Annotated in this window: 18 protein-coding genes; 9 read left to right on the plus strand and 9 right to left on the minus strand. The window is 70.8% G+C overall.

Annotated features, from left to right (window positions below; translation table 11 throughout):
* Positions 1–229 precede the first annotated feature (229 nt).
* The 4 genes from ACTIDRAF_RS0226140 (at position 230) to amcA (ending at position 2,676) form a co-directional block, all read left to right on the plus strand.
* Positions 230–559, plus strand: a complete 330-nt coding sequence (locus ACTIDRAF_RS0226140) for a hypothetical protein (RefSeq protein ID WP_016701579.1) — start codon at positions 230–232, stop codon at positions 557–559.
* A gap of 5 nt (positions 560–564) precedes the next feature.
* Positions 565–1,188, plus strand: a complete 624-nt coding sequence (locus ACTIDRAF_RS0226145) for a hypothetical protein (protein WP_245533656.1) — start codon at positions 565–567, stop codon at positions 1,186–1,188.
* A gap of 185 nt (positions 1,189–1,373) precedes the next feature.
* Positions 1,374–2,537, plus strand: coding sequence for a cyclophane-forming radical SAM peptide maturase AmcB (amcB, locus tag ACTIDRAF_RS33295; protein ID WP_083886749.1), 1,164 nt, complete (start codon positions 1,374–1,376; stop codon positions 2,535–2,537).
* A complete protein-coding gene (gene amcA, locus ACTIDRAF_RS35650) occupies positions 2,494–2,676 on the plus strand; it encodes a multiple cyclophane-containing RiPP AmcA (RefSeq protein WP_083886751.1) in 183 nt (60 codons plus the stop codon). The genes amcB and amcA overlap by 44 nt, the downstream gene beginning before the upstream one ends.
* Before the next feature lie 15 nt (positions 2,677–2,691).
* Here the strand turns inward: amcA and ACTIDRAF_RS0226150 are convergent, their stop codons facing one another.
* Positions 2,692–3,351, minus strand: a complete 660-nt coding sequence (locus tag ACTIDRAF_RS0226150) for a pentapeptide repeat-containing protein (protein WP_026066521.1) — start codon at positions 3,349–3,351, stop codon at positions 2,692–2,694.
* Positions 3,352–4,211: 860 nt separating this feature from the next.
* Here ACTIDRAF_RS0226150 and ACTIDRAF_RS0226155 point away from each other — a divergent pair.
* Together ACTIDRAF_RS0226155 and ACTIDRAF_RS31555 are read left to right on the plus strand one after the other, a co-directional pair.
* Entirely contained in the window at positions 4,212–5,207 is a 996-nt protein-coding gene (locus tag ACTIDRAF_RS0226155; protein WP_016701582.1) for a pectate lyase family protein, read from the plus strand.
* A 368-nt stretch (positions 5,208–5,575) separates the two neighbouring features.
* On the plus strand, positions 5,576–7,144 hold the full coding sequence (locus ACTIDRAF_RS31555) for a serine/threonine-protein kinase (protein ID WP_052168977.1): 1,569 nt from the start codon (positions 5,576–5,578) through the stop codon (positions 7,142–7,144).
* 13 nt (positions 7,145–7,157) lie between these two features.
* On the opposite strand, the gene ACTIDRAF_RS0226165 is transcribed toward ACTIDRAF_RS31555, so the two are convergent.
* Both ACTIDRAF_RS0226165 and ACTIDRAF_RS0226170 read right to left on the minus strand, forming a co-directional pair.
* A complete protein-coding gene (locus ACTIDRAF_RS0226165) occupies positions 7,158–8,318 on the minus strand; it encodes an acyl-CoA dehydrogenase family protein (RefSeq protein ID WP_026066522.1) in 1,161 nt (386 codons plus the stop codon).
* A 662-nt stretch (positions 8,319–8,980) separates the two neighbouring features.
* Positions 8,981–9,652 (minus strand): O-methyltransferase, encoded by a 672-nt coding sequence (locus tag ACTIDRAF_RS0226170; RefSeq protein WP_016701584.1) that lies wholly within the window; start codon positions 9,650–9,652, stop codon positions 8,981–8,983.
* 1,092 nt (positions 9,653–10,744) lie between these two features.
* Between ACTIDRAF_RS0226170 and ACTIDRAF_RS0226180 the strand changes: the two genes are divergently transcribed.
* Entirely contained in the window at positions 10,745–11,347 is a 603-nt protein-coding gene (locus ACTIDRAF_RS0226180) for an AAA family ATPase (protein ID WP_016701586.1), read from the plus strand.
* A gap of 128 nt (positions 11,348–11,475) precedes the next feature.
* Complete coding sequence (locus tag ACTIDRAF_RS31560; protein ID WP_016701587.1) at positions 11,476–12,345, plus strand: metallophosphoesterase family protein; 870 nt, start codon at positions 11,476–11,478, stop codon at positions 12,343–12,345.
* A 38-nt stretch (positions 12,346–12,383) separates the two neighbouring features.
* Here the strand turns inward: ACTIDRAF_RS31560 and ACTIDRAF_RS0226190 are convergent, their stop codons facing one another.
* Complete coding sequence (locus tag ACTIDRAF_RS0226190; protein WP_016701588.1) at positions 12,384–14,219, minus strand: glycoside hydrolase family 15 protein; 1,836 nt, start codon at positions 14,217–14,219, stop codon at positions 12,384–12,386.
* Positions 14,220–14,460: 241 nt separating this feature from the next.
* Between ACTIDRAF_RS0226190 and ACTIDRAF_RS0226195 the strand changes: the two genes are divergently transcribed.
* Entirely contained in the window at positions 14,461–15,264 is an 804-nt protein-coding gene (locus ACTIDRAF_RS0226195; protein WP_016701589.1) for an alpha/beta fold hydrolase, read from the plus strand.
* A gap of 93 nt (positions 15,265–15,357) precedes the next feature.
* Here ACTIDRAF_RS0226195 and ACTIDRAF_RS0226200 read toward each other — a convergent pair whose 3' ends face one another.
* The 5 genes from ACTIDRAF_RS0226200 to rpe form a co-directional block, all read right to left on the minus strand.
* Positions 15,358–15,882: a PH domain-containing protein gene (locus ACTIDRAF_RS0226200; RefSeq protein WP_425359137.1), complete on the minus strand. Its 525-nt coding sequence runs from the start codon at positions 15,880–15,882 to the stop codon at positions 15,358–15,360.
* A gap of 45 nt (positions 15,883–15,927) precedes the next feature.
* Entirely contained in the window at positions 15,928–16,416 is a 489-nt protein-coding gene (ribH, locus tag ACTIDRAF_RS0226205; protein ID WP_016701591.1) for a 6,7-dimethyl-8-ribityllumazine synthase, read from the minus strand.
* Positions 16,413–17,696, minus strand: coding sequence for a bifunctional 3,4-dihydroxy-2-butanone-4-phosphate synthase/GTP cyclohydrolase II (locus ACTIDRAF_RS0226210; RefSeq protein ID WP_016701592.1), 1,284 nt, complete (start codon positions 17,694–17,696; stop codon positions 16,413–16,415). The genes ribH and ACTIDRAF_RS0226210 overlap by 4 nt, the downstream gene beginning before the upstream one ends.
* A complete protein-coding gene (locus ACTIDRAF_RS0226215; protein ID WP_016701593.1) occupies positions 17,693–18,325 on the minus strand; it encodes a riboflavin synthase in 633 nt (210 codons plus the stop codon). The genes ACTIDRAF_RS0226210 and ACTIDRAF_RS0226215 overlap by 4 nt, the downstream gene beginning before the upstream one ends.
* A gap of 207 nt (positions 18,326–18,532) precedes the next feature.
* Positions 18,533–19,213, minus strand: coding sequence for a ribulose-phosphate 3-epimerase (rpe, locus tag ACTIDRAF_RS0226220; protein WP_083886755.1), 681 nt, complete (start codon positions 19,211–19,213; stop codon positions 18,533–18,535).
* Positions 19,214–19,303 lie beyond the last annotated feature (90 nt).

Raw genomic sequence — 19,303 nt, forward strand, 5'->3', positions numbered from 1 at the left:
CCGTGACGGCGACGGGCTGGTCTGGCGGCGCTGCGGGTCGGTCGGCGTGGTCGCCGCTGAACTGAAGGACCTTCCCCCACCGCACGCCCCGGGAGCGCCGCGTCTGCTGACGGGACGCCGGTGGCGGCCGCCCGGCTCGCTGCGCCCCCGCTGATCGACCCCCACCCACCCCCCGCTCCCCTTCCTTTTTTTTGCTTCCTTCTTCTGCTCTGTTGAACAGGACGGGTTCGTGTACTACGTCATCAACCGCTGTCTGGAGCCGAGCAACACCGGCTCCTCCCTCGGTCCGTTCCCCCGCTACCCCCAAGCCCTGCGAGCCTGGGCGTTCCGGGGCCAGGTCGTCCTGGCCGCCCTGGGCACCGACGCGATGCGTTCGGAGGTCAGCACGGCCGGCCGCCTGTACTCCCTGCCGCCCCGCTACCCCAGCCCCGGTCCCACCGGTGTCCGCGAACGGCCACGGGGTCGGCTGCGGTGCCGGCGCACCGCCGAGAACCACGCCGGTCCAGGGCTCCTCCTCGCCGCGCAACTGCCGCCCGACCCCGTGCCGAGTGGGACGTGACCACCATGAACCAGACGCCAGAACCCCCCGGCCGCGCCGCCACCACTACCCCGAGCCGGCCCTCCTCTACGGCCGAACCCCGCCAGACCCGAGCCCACCCTGCTGAGGAACCGACCTCGCCCGCCGAGGCAACGACCGGGGCGGGCAGGAACGGGAGGAACGCCGGGGACGAGATCACCGGGGCCTGGCTCACCCGGTGCGCGGTGCGGACCCCGATCGTGGGCCGCCTCTACGGTCACGTCGACCTCGACACCGGCCACGGTCCCCTCGTCGCCCCCGGCCTGCGCTACCTGGTGGGTACCTTCGACCACCGGCGAACCGTGCTCTGCGGTGCCGTGGTGCGCCACTGCGCCGAGTTCGACGACCTCACCACCGACACGATCGCCGAGATGCGGGACCTGGCCCGGCGGTGGCGGGTGCGGGAGTTCGTTCCCCCGCCGACCACGCTGAAACGCCGCCGCCGGCGCGTTCCCTGGTGGGCGCGGGTGCGGTTCTGGTCCTGGGAACCCGAGGTCGAGTTGGGCATCAGCTGTGTGGGGCGGGTCAGCTTCACCCACGCCGACTGGGCCCGCATCGGCAACCCGACACCTACCTCCGCCACCTTGCCGACGACGCCTGATCAGAAGTAGCTCGGATTCCTCGTTGTTGGCCCCTCTGGAAGGGCAGGGAGAAAGTTAGCCAGATCGGAACGTGATCTGTTTGACGACCCGCCGCACTCTGCGGAACGTGAGATCGAGGCATGACCCATCGTGGTGATCGCCGGCGGGACCCCTGCCGACGTGTCGGACGTATCGAACGAGATGGAGATCTGACCATGCCCAAACCCGAGGAGGCCTCCGCGAACGTGTTCGCGAACAAGACGCGCCGGCCGAGTATCTTCCTTGAACCGAACACCGTAATTCTCCAGCCCGACACAATCTGCAACCTTGACTGCGACTATTGCTATCTCCCATTCCGGAAGTCACGAAACTCCATGTCAGTCAACGTTGCTCGGGCAGTAGCCGCCTCGATTCGCCCATGGACCGACCAAGCCACCATAAGCGTCTGCTGGCACGGGGGCGAACCTCTGGCTACCGGCAAAAGTCACCTCGGCTGCCTAATGGATTGTTTCGCCGACCTCAACGTACACCAGGAGATTCAAACGAACGGGACGCTGATCGATGACGGGTGGTGTGATTTCTTCACCGAGCGGAACGTTCACGTCGGAGTGAGCATCGATGGATGCCACACAGATAACGCGAAACGCGTCGACTGGCGCGGGACACCGGCATACAGTCGCATAATGCGCGGGATTCGTCTTCTCGCCGACTGCGGCCGCGACATATCGGTGATCGCCGTTGTCTCCGATCCGTCCCGACTACGAGCACGCAGGCTCTTCGACTTCGTAGTGGAGAACGGAATTTCCGCCCTGGCCGTCAACATCGAAGAACGAGAAGGTGCCAACAGGGAGAACAACTTCCAAGACCGCGCCTCCGTAGCCTCTTTCTGGTCCGAACTCGTACTCGCTTGGCGCAAGCATCCCGAGGTAAGAGTACGCGAAATCAGTCGCGTACTGGGCTACATTGAGTGCGTACTGAACGATCGACCGATTCGCCGCCCGACTTCTATTGACCCCCTTCCCACTGTGGCCTACGACGGAACGGTGACCCTGATCTCCCCCGAGCTGTCTGGCTTCGGTAGACCACATGAGAGCTTCGCGGTCGGAAATGTCCTCGAGACCCCACTGGAGGAACTCATTCGCCAAGGCAGCGAGGCAGCATGGGTGCGCGAATTCGCAAGGGGCGTAGATGCCTGCAAGCGAACCTGCCCGTACTTCGACTTCTGCGGCGGAGGACACCCCTCCAACCGCTACTTTGAACACGGCCGACTCGACATTACCGAGACCAACTACTGCCGGAACAGCAAGATCGGACTAATGGAGGGGGTGTTGCACGTTGCGGGAGACGGAAACCCTCGAGCGACGGGTACGAGATTCTGACCGAGGGCTGCGAACACTTCTGGCGCTATGGGAACCTACTCATTCTGGAAAGTGGGACAATCGCGACAGCTGGGACAACAAGACTGGGGGCGGAGGATGGGATAACCGCCCCGGATGGGACAACTGGGACAAGAAGTAGACGATATTCTGATCTCTAGTCGATAACAGTTAGACCTGCCTCCGTCGCGATCTGCTTCGCGACGGAAGCAGCCTGCTCGGCATAGATCCTGGCCCCCCGCAGGGTCAACAGCCCACGAGCGTCGATTAGTCGCGATTCGGTAAGATCACAACCATTGGCGCGAGTAGCCTCAAATTCAGTCATTTCCAAGTCGCAGTCATCAAACACGACGTTCGACAGGTCGCCAGACAGGACGGTCTCCCTGAAGGAGCATCGCCGGAAGATAATCGCATTCTTTACCTGCCCAAAGCCAACGGACCCGTAATCAAACCGACAGTCCTCCGCGTACATGTCGGCGACCTGCACGAATCGCACCTGAAGACCGATACACCGACAACGAAGGAATTCGACTCGGCGGGCTGTCGTTTCGGCGAGTACGGCGTTCGATAGATCCAGGCTTTCCAACTGGACACTCGACAATCCGAGTGGAGACAACCGGGAGTTTGACAGATCAACGGCGAACACGCGTGCGCCCGAGAGGGAACCCTTTCCAACAACCCCTGACTGATCACCCTCGTCAATACGAGCCGACTCGATCTCAAAGTCGCCTTTGAACAATGCTGGCTCGGCGAACAACTCGTCAACTTCGAACGAGGGACGCTGGATGACTTTGCCCCCAACTTCGACAAATTCCATGGAGTAACGGTACCAGCGCTCACCGCCTCATGCTCAACTCGCCCGCAGTTCGATCAACCGGTCTTGGACGAGGAAAGCGGAGCCAGTTTGCCGTCCCGAGTGGAGGATTCACCGGCCGTACCGCTCCCCAGTTGTTATCACGCCGTTGATCTCTCATCCGAGCACCACGCTATCCTCCTCGCCCGGCTCGGTCACTTCGGGCGTCGCACGGTTCGGCAGGCGGTAGCTCGCGCCCTCTGGGCCGACTCCGGGCATTGGGTGCCTTCAGGGGCACGCCCCGGGCTCAGGCACCGCGTGCGGATCGTGGACCAGGACGTCATCTCACCGCTGTCGCGGACGCCCCTTCGGGCCCGCGGCACCGGTTCCTCCTCCACGTGGAAGACCGTCGATGGGCCGTCGCCGGGCGGGGCGCCGCCCGGCATGACCGGTGACGTGCGAGGCCGGCCCGAGCGTGCACCGAATGCCGCAACCATTGTTACCGCCCTGTTCGCAGCAGGCGGGAACCACCCGGCGGAATCGCCTGCGGAAAAACGGCTGACAGGCGTCGCACGAACTGGCGCCCGAATGTCGGCAACGAAAACTCGGGTGGTTAATCATTTGCCAACAGAGTGTTGACAGGGTGGAAACACGAGTCGTAGCCTCCATCGCACAGGGAAACGCTTTCCCCCTGGTAGAGACCTTCAGGACAACGGAGTCCAGGTCGCGCAACCCCGCGGGTCCCGGTGGCGGAAACGCCGAGCGGGAAACCCAGCGGAACGGAAGAAACCGGCCCGCGCCGCACCCGGCCGCGGACCGAATTCCACCCCCCTCCACCGGTCGCCGCGCCCTCACTCCGACAACGGAAGAAGAGAGAGGCTGACATGAGGAAACGACTCGTCGGACGCCGGCTCGTCGCCGCCGGCGCGCTGTCCGCGCTCGCCGTGGGTTCGGTCCTGGGCGGCTCGGTGCTGGCCGCCGCCGACCCCGCCGAACCCTGGTCCGCGCCCTACCAGGACGACCGGCCGATCGGCTGGGCCAGCGTCAACGAGAACGGCCAGAACGGCACCACCGGCGGCGCCGGCGGCGACACCGTGACCGCCACCAACGCCAGCGAGTTCCTCGACTACATCTCCCGGGACGAACCACTGGTCATCGAGGTCGACGGCACCATCCAGCTGTCCGGGATGGAACGGGTCAGCTCCGACAAGACGATCATCGGCGTCGGCACCAACGGCCACATCACCGGCGGCGGGCTCAAGCTGCGTTCGGTGAGCAACATCATCATCCGCAACCTGCACTTCTCCGACGCCAACGACGACTCGATCGACATGGAGGAAGGCACCCACCACGTCTGGGTCGACCACAACAGCTTCACCAACGCCCACGACGGCGTCGTCGACATCAAGCGTGAGTCCGACTTCATCACCGTCTCGTGGAACCGGGTCTACGAGCACGACAAGAGCATGATCCTGGGCCACTCCGACAACCACACCGCCGACATCGGGCACCTGCGCGTCACCTACCACCACAACTACTTCGACGGCAGCGACACCCGGCACCCGCGCGTGCGGTTCGGCGACCAGGTCCACGTGTTCAACAACTACTACCGGGCCAACAAGGAGTACGGGGTCGCCTCCACGATGAACGCCGGCGTCATCGTCGAGGGCAACTACTTCGAGGACGTCGACACCCCCACCGAGGTCGGCTACGGCAGCTCCGACCCGGGCCGCATCGTCGCCAGGAACAACGTCCTGGACAACTCGGGCGAGATCGCCACGGCGGGCAGCGTCGAGGACCCGCCCTACTCCTACACCGTCGACAACCCGCAGACCATCCCGTCGCTGGTCGGCGGCGGCGCCGGGTACGGCAACCTCTGACCACCCCGGCCCCGCCGGGGCCGAGCGCGTCGACCCGCCCCGGCGAGGACCGCCACCGCCACCGATGACCGCGCCCTCCGATGCCCCTGGCCGCACTCCGGCCAGGGGCATCGCCGCCGTCCCGGGATCGGGCCCCGCCCCGCTGGCCCGGGCCGCCCGGGCCACCCGCCCGTCGCCACCCGCCCGGCGTCCCCACCGGGAGGAGCGGACACCCACCGCCCCCGACCGGGCACCCCGGGTGTCCCCGCTGGACGGCGCGCCCTCCCACCCGATCCGGGCGGCCTCCCCGAGCCCGGTACGCGGGTTGGCTGTTCGGGCTTCGCGCCGGCCCTCTAACCTGTCGCGGTGGAACCGACGGGGAGACTCGGGTGAGCCAGGAGCAACGGAGGGTCGCCGACCGCTACCGGCTGGATGAGCGGATCGGCAGCGGAGCCATGGGCATCGTCTGGCGGGCCCACGACGAGCGGTTGAACCGCACCGTCGCCGTCAAACAGCTGCTCCAGCAGCCCGGACTGACCCCGGAGGAGGCCGAGGAGGCCCGGCAGCGCGCGCTGCGCGAGGGCCGGATCGCGGCTCGACTGCAACACGCGAACGCCATCGGCGTCTACGACGTGACCGAGCACGAGGGCCAGCCCTGCCTGATCATGGAGTACCTGCCCTCGCGGAGCCTGGCCACCGTGCTGGCCGAGGAGGGCACCCTCACCCCCGAGCGCGCGGCGGCGATCGGTGCGCAGATCGCCACGGCGCTCAGCGTCGCCCACGCCGCCGGGATCATCCACCGCGACGTCAAACCGGCCAACGTCCTGCTCGGGGACGACGAGGTCGTCAAGATCACCGACTTCGGGATCTCCCGCGCCACCGGCGACGTCACCGTCACCAAGACGGGCATGTTCGCGGGCACCCCCGCCTACCTCGCACCGGAGATCGCCCGGGGCAACGACTCGGTCTCCGCCTCCGACGTGTTCTCCCTGGGCGCGACCCTCTACGCCTCGGTGGAGGGCGACCCGCCCTTCGGCACCGAGGGCAACAGCCTCGCCCTGCTCCAGACCGTCGCCAAGGGCCGCATCAACCCCCCGCAGCAGTCCGGGCCGCTGGCCCCCGTCCTGGTGCACATGCTGCGGGCCGAGCCCCAGGACCGCCCCACGATGGCCGAGGTCCGGGAGGCGCTCCAGGCCGTCGCCGAGGGCTCCCCGCTCCCCCCGAACGTCCTGGCCGTCCCCGGCCTGCCCCCCAGCACCCCGGCGGAGCCGACCGCCACCCGCGCGATGACCGCGCCCCCCACCACCGCCGGCCTGACCGACACCGGCCCCATGACCGGCCCCATGACCGGGCCGATGGGGGCTGTCGGAGGCGGACCGAGCGCCGAGACGGTGCCCGCCAAGACCGTGCCGGCCGCCACACCCCCCGGGAACCCCACCCGGGTGAACCGGCCCACCACCACCGCCGCCGCCCCGGCACGTCGCCCCGAGCCCGCCACCTCGGCGGAGGAGTGGTGGCGGCGCCCGGCCGTCCTGGCCGGTGGCGGTGCCGCGGCCGTCGTGCTGGTCATCGTCGTCATCGTGACCGCGCTGTCCTCCGGGGGCGACGACGAGACCCCGTCGGTGACCGGCACCGACACCACCACCACGACCACCACCCCCGCCCCCACCTCCGAGATCCCGGTCACCGAGGACCTGGGGCCGGTCGACGACGGGGTCGACCCCGGGTGGCAGCCGCCCGCCCAACCACCCGTCAACGACTACCAGCCGCCCCCCGACCAGGGCAGCGAGACCTCCGACCAGCCCTCGGCCCCCGAGGTGACCGACGAGGACCCGGTCACCCCCCCGGACGACGACGACACCGAGCCCGCCGAACCGCCCGACACCGACAACCCGCCGGGAGCGGACGACCCACCCCCCGGCCAGGGCAACCCGGAGAACACCCAGAACACGCCGTGACGGCGCGCGGTCCTCACCGGAACGCGGCGATGCCCGTCAGGGCACGGCCGATGGTGAGGGTGTGCACCTCGGCCGTGCCCTCGTAGGTGAGCACCGACTCCAGGTTGTTGGCGTGCCGCAACGGCGAGTAGTCCAAGGTCACCCCGTTCGCGCCCAGCACCGTGCGGCACTCGCGGGCGATGCCGATCGCCTCCCGCACGTTGTTGAGCTTGCCCGCGCTCACCTGCTCCGGCCGCAGCCGATCCCGTTCCTTCAACCGTCCCAGGTGGACGGCGAGCAGCGCGCACCCGCCGAGGCGGACCGCCATGTCCGCCAACTTGCCCTGCGTCAGCTGGAAACCGGCGATCGGCCGCCCGAACTGCTCCCGCGTCAGCGCGTAGTCCAAGGTGGTGCGCAGGCAGTCCCACGCCGCGCCCACCGCCCCGAACACGATGCCGAACCGCGCCTCGTTCAGGCAGGACAGCGGAGCACCGATCCCCTCTGCGTGCGGGAGCCGAGCGGCGTCGGGGAGGCGGACGTCCTCCAGGACCAGTTCGGAGGTGACCGAGGCCCGCAACGACAACTTCGCGGGGACGTCCACCGCACGGAACCCGGTGGCCGTGGTGGGCACGAGGAAGCCGCGCACGCCGTCCTCGGTGCGGGCCCACACCGTGGCCACGTCCGCGATGCCGCCGTTGGTGATCCACATCTTCGTGCCGGTGAGCACCCAGTCGGAGCCGTCCCGCACCGCCCGCGTGCGCATCGCCGCCGGGTCACTGCCGACGTCGGGTTCGGTCAGCGCGAAACAGCCGACCGCCTCCCCGGCGGCGAGCCGGGGCAGCCACTCCCGTTTCTGCTCCTCCGATCCGTACCGCCAGATCGAGTACATCGCCAGCGATCCCTGCACCGACACGAAGCTCCGCAGGCCGCTGTCCACCGCCTCCAGCTCCAGGCAGGCCAATCCGTAGGCGACGGGGCCGAGCCCGGCGCAGCCGTACCCGGTCAGGTGCATGCCCAACACCCCGAGCGCCCCCAGTTCCCGCGCGAGGTCCCGGTCGAACACGCCCCGCTCGAACCGGTCGGCGACACCGGGCCGGGCGCGGGCGTCGAGGAAGTCGGCCAGTCCACGGCGGATCTCCCGTTCCTCCTCCGTCAGCAACGAGTCGATGTCCAACAGCGCCAGCGGATCCGGCATCGGGGGACGTGCCACGGTGTCGACCTCGCCTTCGTCGGCGGTTCGGGCGTTCCGCCGCAGAGCCTGCCACAACTCCGGGCCGCGGCGCCCGTGAGATCCACCGCCCCGCTGGCGCTCCCGGTCCGGCCCGTGCCCGCCTCGCACGCCGCAGCGCGCCCGGTCCGCGCTCCGCGTCGCGGCGAGCAGCGGTAGGACTCCAGCGCGGGCGCCGGTCGCGGTCGACAGGGGTGAGGAGGGACGGTCGGCGGGCCTCCTGCCCTCGACGCCCGCACACGCCGCCAGCCCGAGGAGCGGGGCCCGCGGGCGCCGGCACGGCGGACCCGGGCCTCCCCGCCTGCACGGCTCCGCACACGCCCGCCTCGTTCGCGGCCGCGTCCGCCACCACGGCGCGGGCATCGAGACCAGCCGGGTGGTCACCCCCGGAACGTTCCCGGCGGCCGGCTACTGGTACGCGCCTGGCCGGAGCGGCCGTCCGGGACTCGGGCCGACCAGCGGCACGACCAGGGGTTCCGCGCCACCTGCGCCGGACCGGTGTACCGGGCCGGCGCCGGGGTGGACTGGGTCGGGTGAGCACACCGGGTCGGCGGACACCCGTTACGCCACCCACCGGCCGGCCCGGGAGCCGCCCGGGCCGGGCCACCGTCCCCGGCCCTCGGCACCGGCTAGGAGCCGACGACCGCCAACGTGAAACCGTCGTAACCCTTGGCACCCACGGTCTGCACCGCCGTCGCCGACAGGCGGGGCTCGTCCGCCACCAGCTCCAGGAAGGACCGGACTCCCTCCACCGCCCCGTCACCGCTGTCCGGGTCCGCGACCCGCCCGCCCCGCACGACGTTGTCGGCGATCAGCACGGTTCCCGGGCGGGACAGGCTCAGCGAGTAGTCCAGGTAGGCCGGGTACCCCTGCTTGTCCGCGTCGAGGAAGATCAGGTCGAACGGGCCCATCCCCGCCGTGACGAGCTGCGCCATCGTCTGCTGGGCCGGGCCGATGTGGATGTCCACCTTCCCGAGCAGCCCGGCCGCCTCCAGGTTCGACCGCGCGACCTCGGCGTGCCTCGGGTCCCCCTCCAAGGTGACGAGCCGCCCGTGTTCGGGGAGGGCACGACCCAACCACACGGTGCTGTACCCGCCGAGCGTTCCCACCTCCAGGATCGTGTGGGCCCGGGTGATCACCGCGAGGAGGTGGAGCAGCTTCCCCTGGTTGGGGGCGACGTTAATCGGGGGGAGCCCGGCCGCCGCGCTGGCGGACAGGACGTGGTCGAGCACCGGGTCCTCGGGCACCAGCAGCCCGGTCAGGTAGTCGTCGACCTCGGCCCAGCGGTCCTGCGACGGCATCAGCGCCTCCTCCCGAACGGCCCGTCCGACTCTACTGCCACGGGAGGCCGACGGCGGGCCGCGCGCGATGAGGAGGTCGCACGGCACCCCCGACCGGGCGGATGGCCTCGGGCCCCCAACCCGAGGCCGGGCCCGTGCCCCGTGCGAGGCCGCAGCCAGCCACCCCCATGGCTGGCGCCGTCCACGCACGAGGCACCTTCCTCCCCCGAGGACGCGTTCCCTCCGCCCCGTTCCCCCCTCCGGTGAAACGGAACCCCCGCGATGGGACGCTGTCCGAATGGAGGCGAACCGCGCCGGTACCACCAACGTGGTCTCCTCCGTCGTGCTGTCCGCGCTTCACCTGATTCAGCCGTTCCCGTTCACGAGAACACTCGCGAACGGGATCCGGATGCTCCCCCAGCATTGCGCGGACACCCCCATGCCCGGTGACCGACGGTCGGTCAGTCACCGGCTGAATTTCTAACACGGATGACCGACGGAACCGCAATCGACTCCGGGTTCCCCAATCCCCCGAACGAGCGGGTCCCACCTCGGCCGCGCCGCGACCGCCAAGCGCGGGATGCGGCATCCACGCTGGTCACACACGCATTCTTCCCTCCACGGCGAATAGGGCCAGCCTCGGAGGGTGTCGACCGTCGACAGTGAATTTCCTTCTATCGGAGTAACGATAACCGCGATGTGGGGGATACGCTGCGGAGTCCCGCGTGCACGCAGCGCACTAACGCGCTCGCTCAAATCAAGATCATCTTCTCGCGCGCACCACGAGCGGGGCGCCACACGCCACGCAATGCGAGCGAATTGCCCTCGGAAAGACGCTCCGAGGCAATCACCGTCAACTTTCCACGACCACTCCCGACACCTCGAAACAATCAGCCGGAACCAACGGTCCGGCGGATTCCCACCGGACCGGAACACCACTCACCCCAGCCCGCCAGACCGCCCGGCTGGCTGGCTGGACGGCGGACGGCGGACGGCGGACGGCGGACGGCGGACGGCGGACGGAACCCCCACCCCGGGAACCTCGCCGCCCGGGACCACCCACCCGCCGACACACCACCGGAAATCCCGTTGTCGCCCCGGTACCCCCGCGCGATGCTGCTGCCCGTGACCGAACCCCCGAACACCTCCACCAGCGACACCCCACCCCCGCTCACCGGCGTGCTCGTCCTCACCGGAGTGATGGCCGCCGGCAAGACCACCGTCGCGCGGACCCTCGCCGACCGCCTCCCGCGCTCGGCCCACGTCGGCGGCGACGCCTTCCTCCGCATGGTGCGCGGCGGGCGCGAGGACATGACCCCCCACCCCACCCAGGAGGCCCGACGACAGCTGCGCCTCCGACACCGCCTGACCGCGCACACCGCCGACCTCCTCGCCGAGGAGGGCTTCACCGTCGTCGTCGAGGACATCCTGATCGGACCCGACCTGACCCGGTTCCTGGCCACGCTCCGCACCCGACCCCTGCGCCTCGTCGTCCTCGCCCCCACCCCTCGGGCCATCGCCGACCGCGAACGCGAGCGCACCAAGGACGGCTACCTGACCTGGGACGTCGCCACCCTCGACGGCCTGCTCCGCGCGGACACCCCCCGCCAGGGGCTCTGGTTGGACACCTCCGACCAGACGCCCGCCGCCACCGTCGAGGACATCCTGGCCCGCGCGGACGAGGCACTGGTGACCCCGGACCGGCGGGACGACTGACCGGCCCCGGCCCCACCTCGGGCGTCCACCCCGGACCAGCACCCCGCACCGCCACGCCCCCACCTCGAAGGACCCGGGCCACCGCGACGGGGACCCGACCACCGGGCGCGCTCGGGTAGCCTGCCGGGATGGCCCGGTCCCTGCTCGCCACCAGCGATCTGCACGTGTCACACGAGGGCAACAGCGAGGTGGTGGAGCGGCTCCGCCCCTACACGCCCGAGGACTGGCTCATCGTCGCCGGCGACGTCGGGGACACCGTCACCGAGATCACCTGGACGCTCGACCTGCTGGCGCGGCGGTTCGCCAAGGTCATCTGGGTGCCGGGCAACCACGAACTGTGGACGACCTCGCGTGACACGGTCAAGGCCCGTGGCGAGGAGCGCTACCGCATCCTGGTCGACGTCTGCCGCGAACTCGGCGTCCTGACCCCGGAGGACCCCTTCCCCGACTGGGAGACCGAGGACGAGACCTTCACCATCGCCCCACTGTTCACCCTCTTCGACTACAGCTTCCGCGAGCCCGGGCTCTCCTTCGAGGCCGCCATGAGGGACGCCCACGAGACCGGCGTCGTCGGCACCGACGACATGCTGCTGCACCCGGACCCGCACCCCACCCGGCAGGCGTGGTGCGCGGAACGCATCCGCTACTCCGAGAGCCGGCTCGACGCCGTGGCCCCGGACCGCCGCACCATCCTCGTGTCGCACTGGCCGCTGCACCGCGGCCCCACCACCATGCTGTGGTACCCGAGGTTCGCGATGTGGTGCGGCACCACCGCCACCGGCGACTGGCACCTGCGCTACCGGGCGGCCGTGGCGGTGTACGGGCACCTGCACATCCCGCTGACCTTCGACTTCGACGGAGTCCGGTTCGAGGAGGTCTCCCTGGGCTACCCCCGCGAGTGGCGGCGGCGCACCCCCACGCCCTACCCGATCCGCCGCATCCTGCCGGCCGACCCGAGCCGCACGACCTCGAACCACCTGCTGCCCGGTCACCGGTGAGCCGCCAGGCCGAGGACCCCGGCCCGCCCCCGGCTCGCTCAGCCCATCGCCCGGTCGAGGTTGACCGCCGCGCTGATCAGCGCGAGGTGGGTGAAGGCCTGCGGGAAGTTGCCGAGCTGCTCCCCGGTGAGGCCGATCTGCTCGGCGTAGAGACCGAGGTGGTTGGCGTAGGTGAACGTCTTCTCCAGGGCCACCCGGGCCTCCGACAGCCGGCCCGCCCGGGTCAGCGCCTCGACGTACCAGAACGAACAGATGGAGAACGTCCCCTCCGAGCCCCGCAGGCCGTCCGGGGCCTCCTCCGGGTCGTAGCGGAAGACGAGGCTGTCCACGACGAGATCCCGATCGATCGCGTCCAGGGTGGACAGGAAACGGGGGTCGGTGGGTGAGCAGAACTTGACCATCGGCATCAGCAACAGCGACGAGTCGAGGACGTCGTCGTCGTAGTTCTGCACGAACGCCTGGCGGCGTTCGCTCCACCCCCGCTCCATGATCTGCCGGTACACCCGGTCGCGGGTCCGCATCCACGAGTCCAACGGGCCGGGCAGGCCGCGCTGCCGCGCCATCCGGATCATGCGCTCGAACGCGACCCAGGTCATCAACCGGGAGAAGGTGTGGTCCCTCGGTCCCGACCGCACCTCCCAGATGCTCTCGTCCGGCTGGTCCCAGTGCTCCGCCAGCCAGTCCAGCACGCCGATGAGGTCCTGCCAGCTGTCGTAGGAGATCCCCGTTCCGTACTTGTTGTACAGGTAGACGGAGTCGATGATCTCGCCGTAGATGTCGAGCTGGAGCTGGTCGGCCGCGCCGTTGCCGATCCGCACCGGCCGGGCGCCCCGGTAGCCCTCCAGGTGGTCCAGGGTGCGCTCGGGGAGTTCGGCGTCCCCGTCGATCGAGTACATCACCCGCAGCGGGCCGGCCTGGCCCTCCCGGGGCCGGCGGAACCGCCCGGTCAACCACTCCATGAAGGCGTCCGCCTCCGAGGTGAAGCCGAGCCGGAGCAGGGCGTAGAGCGAGAAGGCCGCGTCCCGCATCCACACGTACCGGTAGTCCCAGTTGCGTTCGCCCCCCAGGTCCTCGGGGAGGCTGGCCGTCGGTGACGCGATGACGGCACCGCTGGGCTCGTGCGTCAGGAGCTTGAGCGTCAGGGCCGACCGGTGGACCTTCTCCCGCCAGCGGCCCCGGTAGGTGGACCTGGCCAGCCAGCCCCGCCAGAAGTCGACGGTCCGCGCGAAGAGCTCCTCGGCGTCCTCGGCGTGGTGGTGGTTGGCCCGCTCGCCGCTGCCCAGGGCCTCCAGCACGAAGAGTTCGGTCTCCCCCGCGCTCACCACGAACTCGCCGTGCGCGTCACCCCGGCCGTCGACGTCGAGGTCGACCGTCGCTCCGACGCCCAGCACCGTGTCACTACCGACGAAGCACAACCCGTCGCGGTCGCGGCGCACCTCGTGGGGATCGCGACCGTAGTCCAGGCGGGGAGCGAGGGTGACCCGCATCCGCATCGACCCCCGCAGCCCCAGCACCCGCCGCACCAGCCGCTGGTGGTGGTCGGGATCCCGTTCCCGCAGCACCGGCATGAAGTCGTGAACCTCGACCATCCCCTCCTCGGTGAGGAACCGGGTGATGAGGACGTTGGTGTCCGGGAAGTAGAACTGCTGGGTGCCGGCGACCCGGCAGGCCGGGCTGATCCGCCAGTACCCGCCGCGCTCCGCGTCCAGCAGGCTCCCGAACACGCTGGGGGAGTCGAAACGCGGGCAGCAGAACCAGGAGACGGTGCCGTCGGTGCCCACCAGGGCGGCGGTGCGCAGATCCCCGATCAGCCCGTGGTCGGCGATGGGGGGGTAGCGGCCGTCCTCGGGTGCCTCGGCGCGGTCGGGGCGCATTCCACTCCTTCACGCTCGTCCGCCAGGCGGCCCGACCCCGACTCGTCGGTGTCGCGGCCGGACGCGCCCTCGCTGTCCTCCGATCGACCGTAACGTGATCGGCTGGCCGCCGCTGACGACGAGATCGTGGTGGGAGGCATCCGAGGTGCACGGAGGATGAATTTCATTCATGACTGATGGGACAGCGCAGACGAAACCGAGGGGCGGAAAACCAGTGGACACGCCCCCTACCGTCGCGAGGGTGATCACTCGTCGTCCCGTCACCCTGAACGGTCGTTCCCACTCCGTCCTCGACTCGGGCGGGGACGGTCCGCCGTTGCTGGCCCTGCACGGCACCTTCGGACGGTCGGACATCTTCGCCAGGCTGGCGGCCGACCTCGCCCCCGACTGGCGCGTCGTCGCACCCGACCAACGCGGCCACGGCCGCTCACCCGGGGGCGGGGACTTCTCCCGGCGGGCCTTCGTCGAGGACGCCGCGGCCCTCGCCGCCTCGCTCGCCAGCGGCCCGGTGGCCGTCCTCGGCCACTCCCTCGGGGGGCTCAACGCCTACCAACTGGCCGCCCACCACCCCGACCTCGTGCGCGCGCTGGTCGTCGTCGACAACGGGGCGGTGACCGGCCCACCCGAGGTGCCAACGCCGGTGCTCGACGTCCGCGGCTGGCCCCGGCGCGCACCCAGCAGGCAGGCCCTCGCCGACCACCTCGCCGAGGCGGGCATCCCCGTGCCCGACTACTTCCTCGCCAGCGCCGAGCCGGCACCGGACGGCGGCTGGCGGTACTGCTTCGACCTCGACGACATGATGGCCGTGCAACGGGCCGGGGTGGGTGACTGGTGGCCCGACTGGCTGGGCTCGTCCTGCCCGGCGCTGCTGCTGCGCGGCGAACACAGCCACCTGCTGTCAGCCGACCACGCCCAGGAGATGGTGCGGCGGAGGGCCGCACCCACCTCGCTGCGGGAGTTCCCGGGCTGCGGCCACTGGCTGTACGAGGACGACCCCGAACGCTTCGCCGACACCGTCCGGGAGTTCCTCAGCACCCACGCCTGACGCCCACCGCCCGGTGCGCGCGGTCGCCCCGGCCCGACCACGTCGACGGCCGGAGCCGGCCTCGGCGGGCCCACCGCACGGCACGCGCCGCGCTCACCTCGACGGCGCCGAGGGCCCCGTCCCGTCGGAGGCCGGTTCCACGACATCGGCGGCGCCGGTGTACCGCCGGTGGAGACGACGGACCTCGCGCATCGCCCGCACCGCCCGGTGCCGGTCGGCGGCCTGGACCGCCATCACGGCGATGTACTCGTCGTCCGGCAGCTCGACCCGCGCCCACGGCACGCCCTCCGGGAAGGTCACGGCCCGCACCAGCGGCCACTCCACCGTCCGGCTGGCGAGGATGTTCCGGATCTCGAGCCCCCAAGGCCCGACCCGCAACCGGGGCCGCGCCAGCAGCAGGGCGGCCCCGGCGAGCAGGCAGCCCAACAGCACCATCGCGACCTGGTCGGAGGTGCCGAAGAAGGCCCCGGTGGGGGTCTCCTTCAGCAACACGGCCACCACGGTGAACACCGAGACGAGGGACACCGCCGCGCCGACGGCCACCAGGCGCACCCGCCAGGGGCGGACCACCAGCGTCCCGTCGCCGCCGTCCGGCCCGGTCTGCTCCTCAGCCAACACCCGCTCCTCACACTCCACGCCGGCCGCTCGCCGGACCGGCACACCTCAGGCGGACGGCGTCCCACGGCGCAACGCGCGCAGGGTCAACGCCGTCTCCAACGCCGCCACCGCCGCCTCGTACCCCTTGTCCTCGGTCGAACCGGGCAGCCCGGCCCGCGCCACCGCCTGCTCCTCGGTGTCGCAGGTCAGGACACCGTTGCCCACCGGTGTCGCCTCGTCCAACGCCACCCGGGTGAGCCCGGCGGTGACCGCGTCGCACACGTACTCGAAGTGCGGGGTGCCGCCCCGCACCACCACGCCCAGCGCGACCACCGCGTCGTGGGTCCTGGCCAACTGCTGGCACACCACCGGCAGCTCCACCGAACCGGGCACGCGGACCACGGTCGGCTCGACGGCCCCGGACTCGGCGATCGCCGCGAGCGCCCTGGACAGCATGGTGCCGGTCAACTCGGCGTGCCACCGGGTGGCCACGACCCCGACCCGCAGTCCGGCGGCGTCCCCCGGACGCAGACCGGGCGATCCCTCACCGCTCATGCCGTCACTCCCGTTCCCCCGTCACCGGTGTCGGCGGCGTCACCGCCGAGCCCGTCCAGCTCGTGCCCCATCCGGTCCCGCTTGGTGCGCAGGTACCGCAGGTTCTCCGGGTTCGGCCGGACCGGCAGCCCCACCTTGCCGGTGATGCGCAGCCCGTAGCCCTCCAGACCCACCCGCTTCGCCGGGTTGTTCGTCAGCAGGCGCATCGACCGGATGCCGAGGTCGCACAGGATCTGGGCACCGGTGCCGTAGTCGCGGGCGTCGGCCGGCATCCCCAGCGCGAGGTTGGCGTCGACGGTGTCCACGCCGTCGTCCTGGAGCTGGTAGGCCTGGAGCTTGTGGATCAGGCCGATGCCGCGCCCCTCGTGGCCGCGCATGTAGAGGACCACGCCCCGGCCCTCCTCGGCCACCGCGGCCAGCGCGGCGTCGAGCTGCGGGCCGCAGTCGCAGCGCAGCGACCCGAACACGTCCCCGGTCAGGCACTCCGAGTGCACCCGGACCAGCAGGTCCTCGCCGTCCCCGATCTCGCCGTAGACCAGGGCGATGTGCTCGACACCGTCGATGACGCTGTCGTAGCCGTAGGCGCGGAAGTTGCCGTGCGCGGTGGGGATCCGGGCCTCGGCCACCCGCTCCACCTGCTTCTCGAAGCGGCGGCGGTAGGCGACGAGCTGGGCGATGGACAGCAGCACCAGGTCGTGTTCGGCCGCGAAGCGCTCCAGCTCGGGCCGCCGGGCCATCTCGCCCTCGACCTCGCTGGAGACGATCTCGCACAGCACGCCGGCCGGGCGGGCCCCCGCCATCCTCGCCAGGTCCACGGCGGCCTCGGTGTGGCCGGGGCGGCGCAGCACACCCCCCTCCTTGGCCCGCAGCGGCACGACATGGCCGGGGCGGCTCAGGTCCGCCGGGCCGGTGCTCGGATCGGCCAGCAACCGGACCGTCAGCGCCCGGTCCGCGGCGGAGATGCCGGTGCCGACACCCTCCCTGGCGTCCACCGTGACCGTGTAGGCGGTGCCGCGCCGGTCCTGGTTGACGTGGTACATCGGCGGCAGGTCGAGCCGGTCGCACTCCTCGGCGGGCAGGCCGACGCAGACGTAGCCCGAGGTGTGCCGGACCATGAACGCCATCAGCTCGGGGGTGGCCCGCTCGGCGGCGAAGATCAGGTCGCCCTCGTTCTCCCGGTCCTCGTCGTCGACGACCACGACGGGGCGGCCCTCGGCGATGTCGCGCAGCGCCCGCTCGACGGTCGCCTCCAGTTCCGTCCTGTCCTCCACCGTCGTCATCGGCTCACCTCGGTCGTCGTCGGAGCGGGGGTCACGCCGAGGTGGCTGGCCGCCAACTTCTCCACGTACTTGGCCAGGACGTCCACCTCCAGGTTCACCACGTCACCCGGCTGCCGGCGGCCGAGGGTCGTGAGTTCGAGGGTGGTCGGGATCAGGCTGACCGTGAAACCGCGCTCGTCGACGCCCATCACGGTGAGGGACACCCCGTCGACGGTGATCGAGCCCTTCTCGACGAGGTAGCGCCCCAGGTCCGCGTCCAGGTCGACGTGGACCACCTCCCAGTGCTCGGAACGCTCCCGGGAGGTCACCCTGCCGGTGCCGTCGACGTGGCCCTGCACGATGTGTCCGCCCAACCGGGAGCCGACCGCGACGGCGCGCTCCAGGTTCACCGGGTCGCCGGCGGTGACCTTCGCCAGGTTGCTCCGGCGCAGGGTCTCGGCCATCACGTCGGCGGTGAAGTGGACACCGTCGGTCTCCACCACCGTCAGGCACACCCCGTTGACCGCGATGGAGTCGCCGTGGCGCGCGTCGGACGCCACCAGCGGGCCATGGATCGTCAGCCGGGAGGCGTCGGGCAGGGCGTCGAACGACCGCACCTCACCCAGCTCCTCGACTATTCCGGTGAACACGATGCGTGCTGCCTCCTCACGAGCCCGACCGAGGGCTCACCCTGTCCCACACCTCTACTCTCCCACTGGACACGGCGTGCGGACAGGATCGGGTTGACCAGTTGACGGGCCTCACACGTCGGGCCGGTGGCTGACCAGGCGCGACCGGCGGCGGAGCTCCTGGCCGGCCGGCCGGTTGACCAGCGTCGACCCAGTGCGGGTCGGCCGTCAGCCCCGGTCGGGCACCGCCGAGCGGGCGCGTTCCCGCAGCGCCTCCACCGCCGCCCCGGGGTCGTCGGCCCCGTACACCGCCGAACCCGCCACGAAGCAGTCCACGCCGGCCTCGGCCGCCGCCTCGATGGTGTCGGCGCTGATACCGCCGTCGATCTCGACGAGCACGTTGAGGTGGCCGGTGTCCACCAGCCGGCGGACCTGGCGCACCTTGTCCAGCACCTCCGGCATGAACGCCTGCCCGCCGAAACCGGGCTCCACCGACATCACCAACAGCGTGTCGTAGTGCCGCAGCACGTCCAGGTACGGGTCCAGCGGGGTCCCCGGCTTGAGGGACAGGCCGGCGTGGGCGCCGGCGGCCCGGATGTCCCGGGCCACGCCGATCGGGTCGGTGGCCGCCTCCACGTGCACCGTGACGTTGTGGGCGCCCGCCTCCGCGTACCCGACCGCCCACCGGTCCGGGTCGGAGATCATCAGGTGGCAGTCCAGCGGGATGTCCGTGGCCGCGCGCAGCGAGGTGACGACCGGCAGGCCGAGGGTCAGGTTGGGCACGAAGTGCGCGTCCATCACGTCCACGTGCAGCCAGTCCGCGCCTCGCCGGTCGGCGCTGGGGGCCACGGCGGCGGCCTCCTCGGCGAGGCGGGCGAAGTCGGCGGAGAGGATGGACGGCGCGATCATGAGCTCGGAGGACACGGGAGCAGTCTAGGAGCGGTCCGACGGGCGCGGCGCCCCCAGGCGCCCCGGGGCCGGCCGGGTCCGGACGTCCTC

The sequence above is a fragment of the Actinoalloteichus spitiensis RMV-1378 genome (assembly GCF_000239155.1).
GTDB lineage: Bacteria > Actinomycetota > Actinomycetes > Mycobacteriales > Pseudonocardiaceae > Actinoalloteichus_B > Actinoalloteichus_B spitiensis.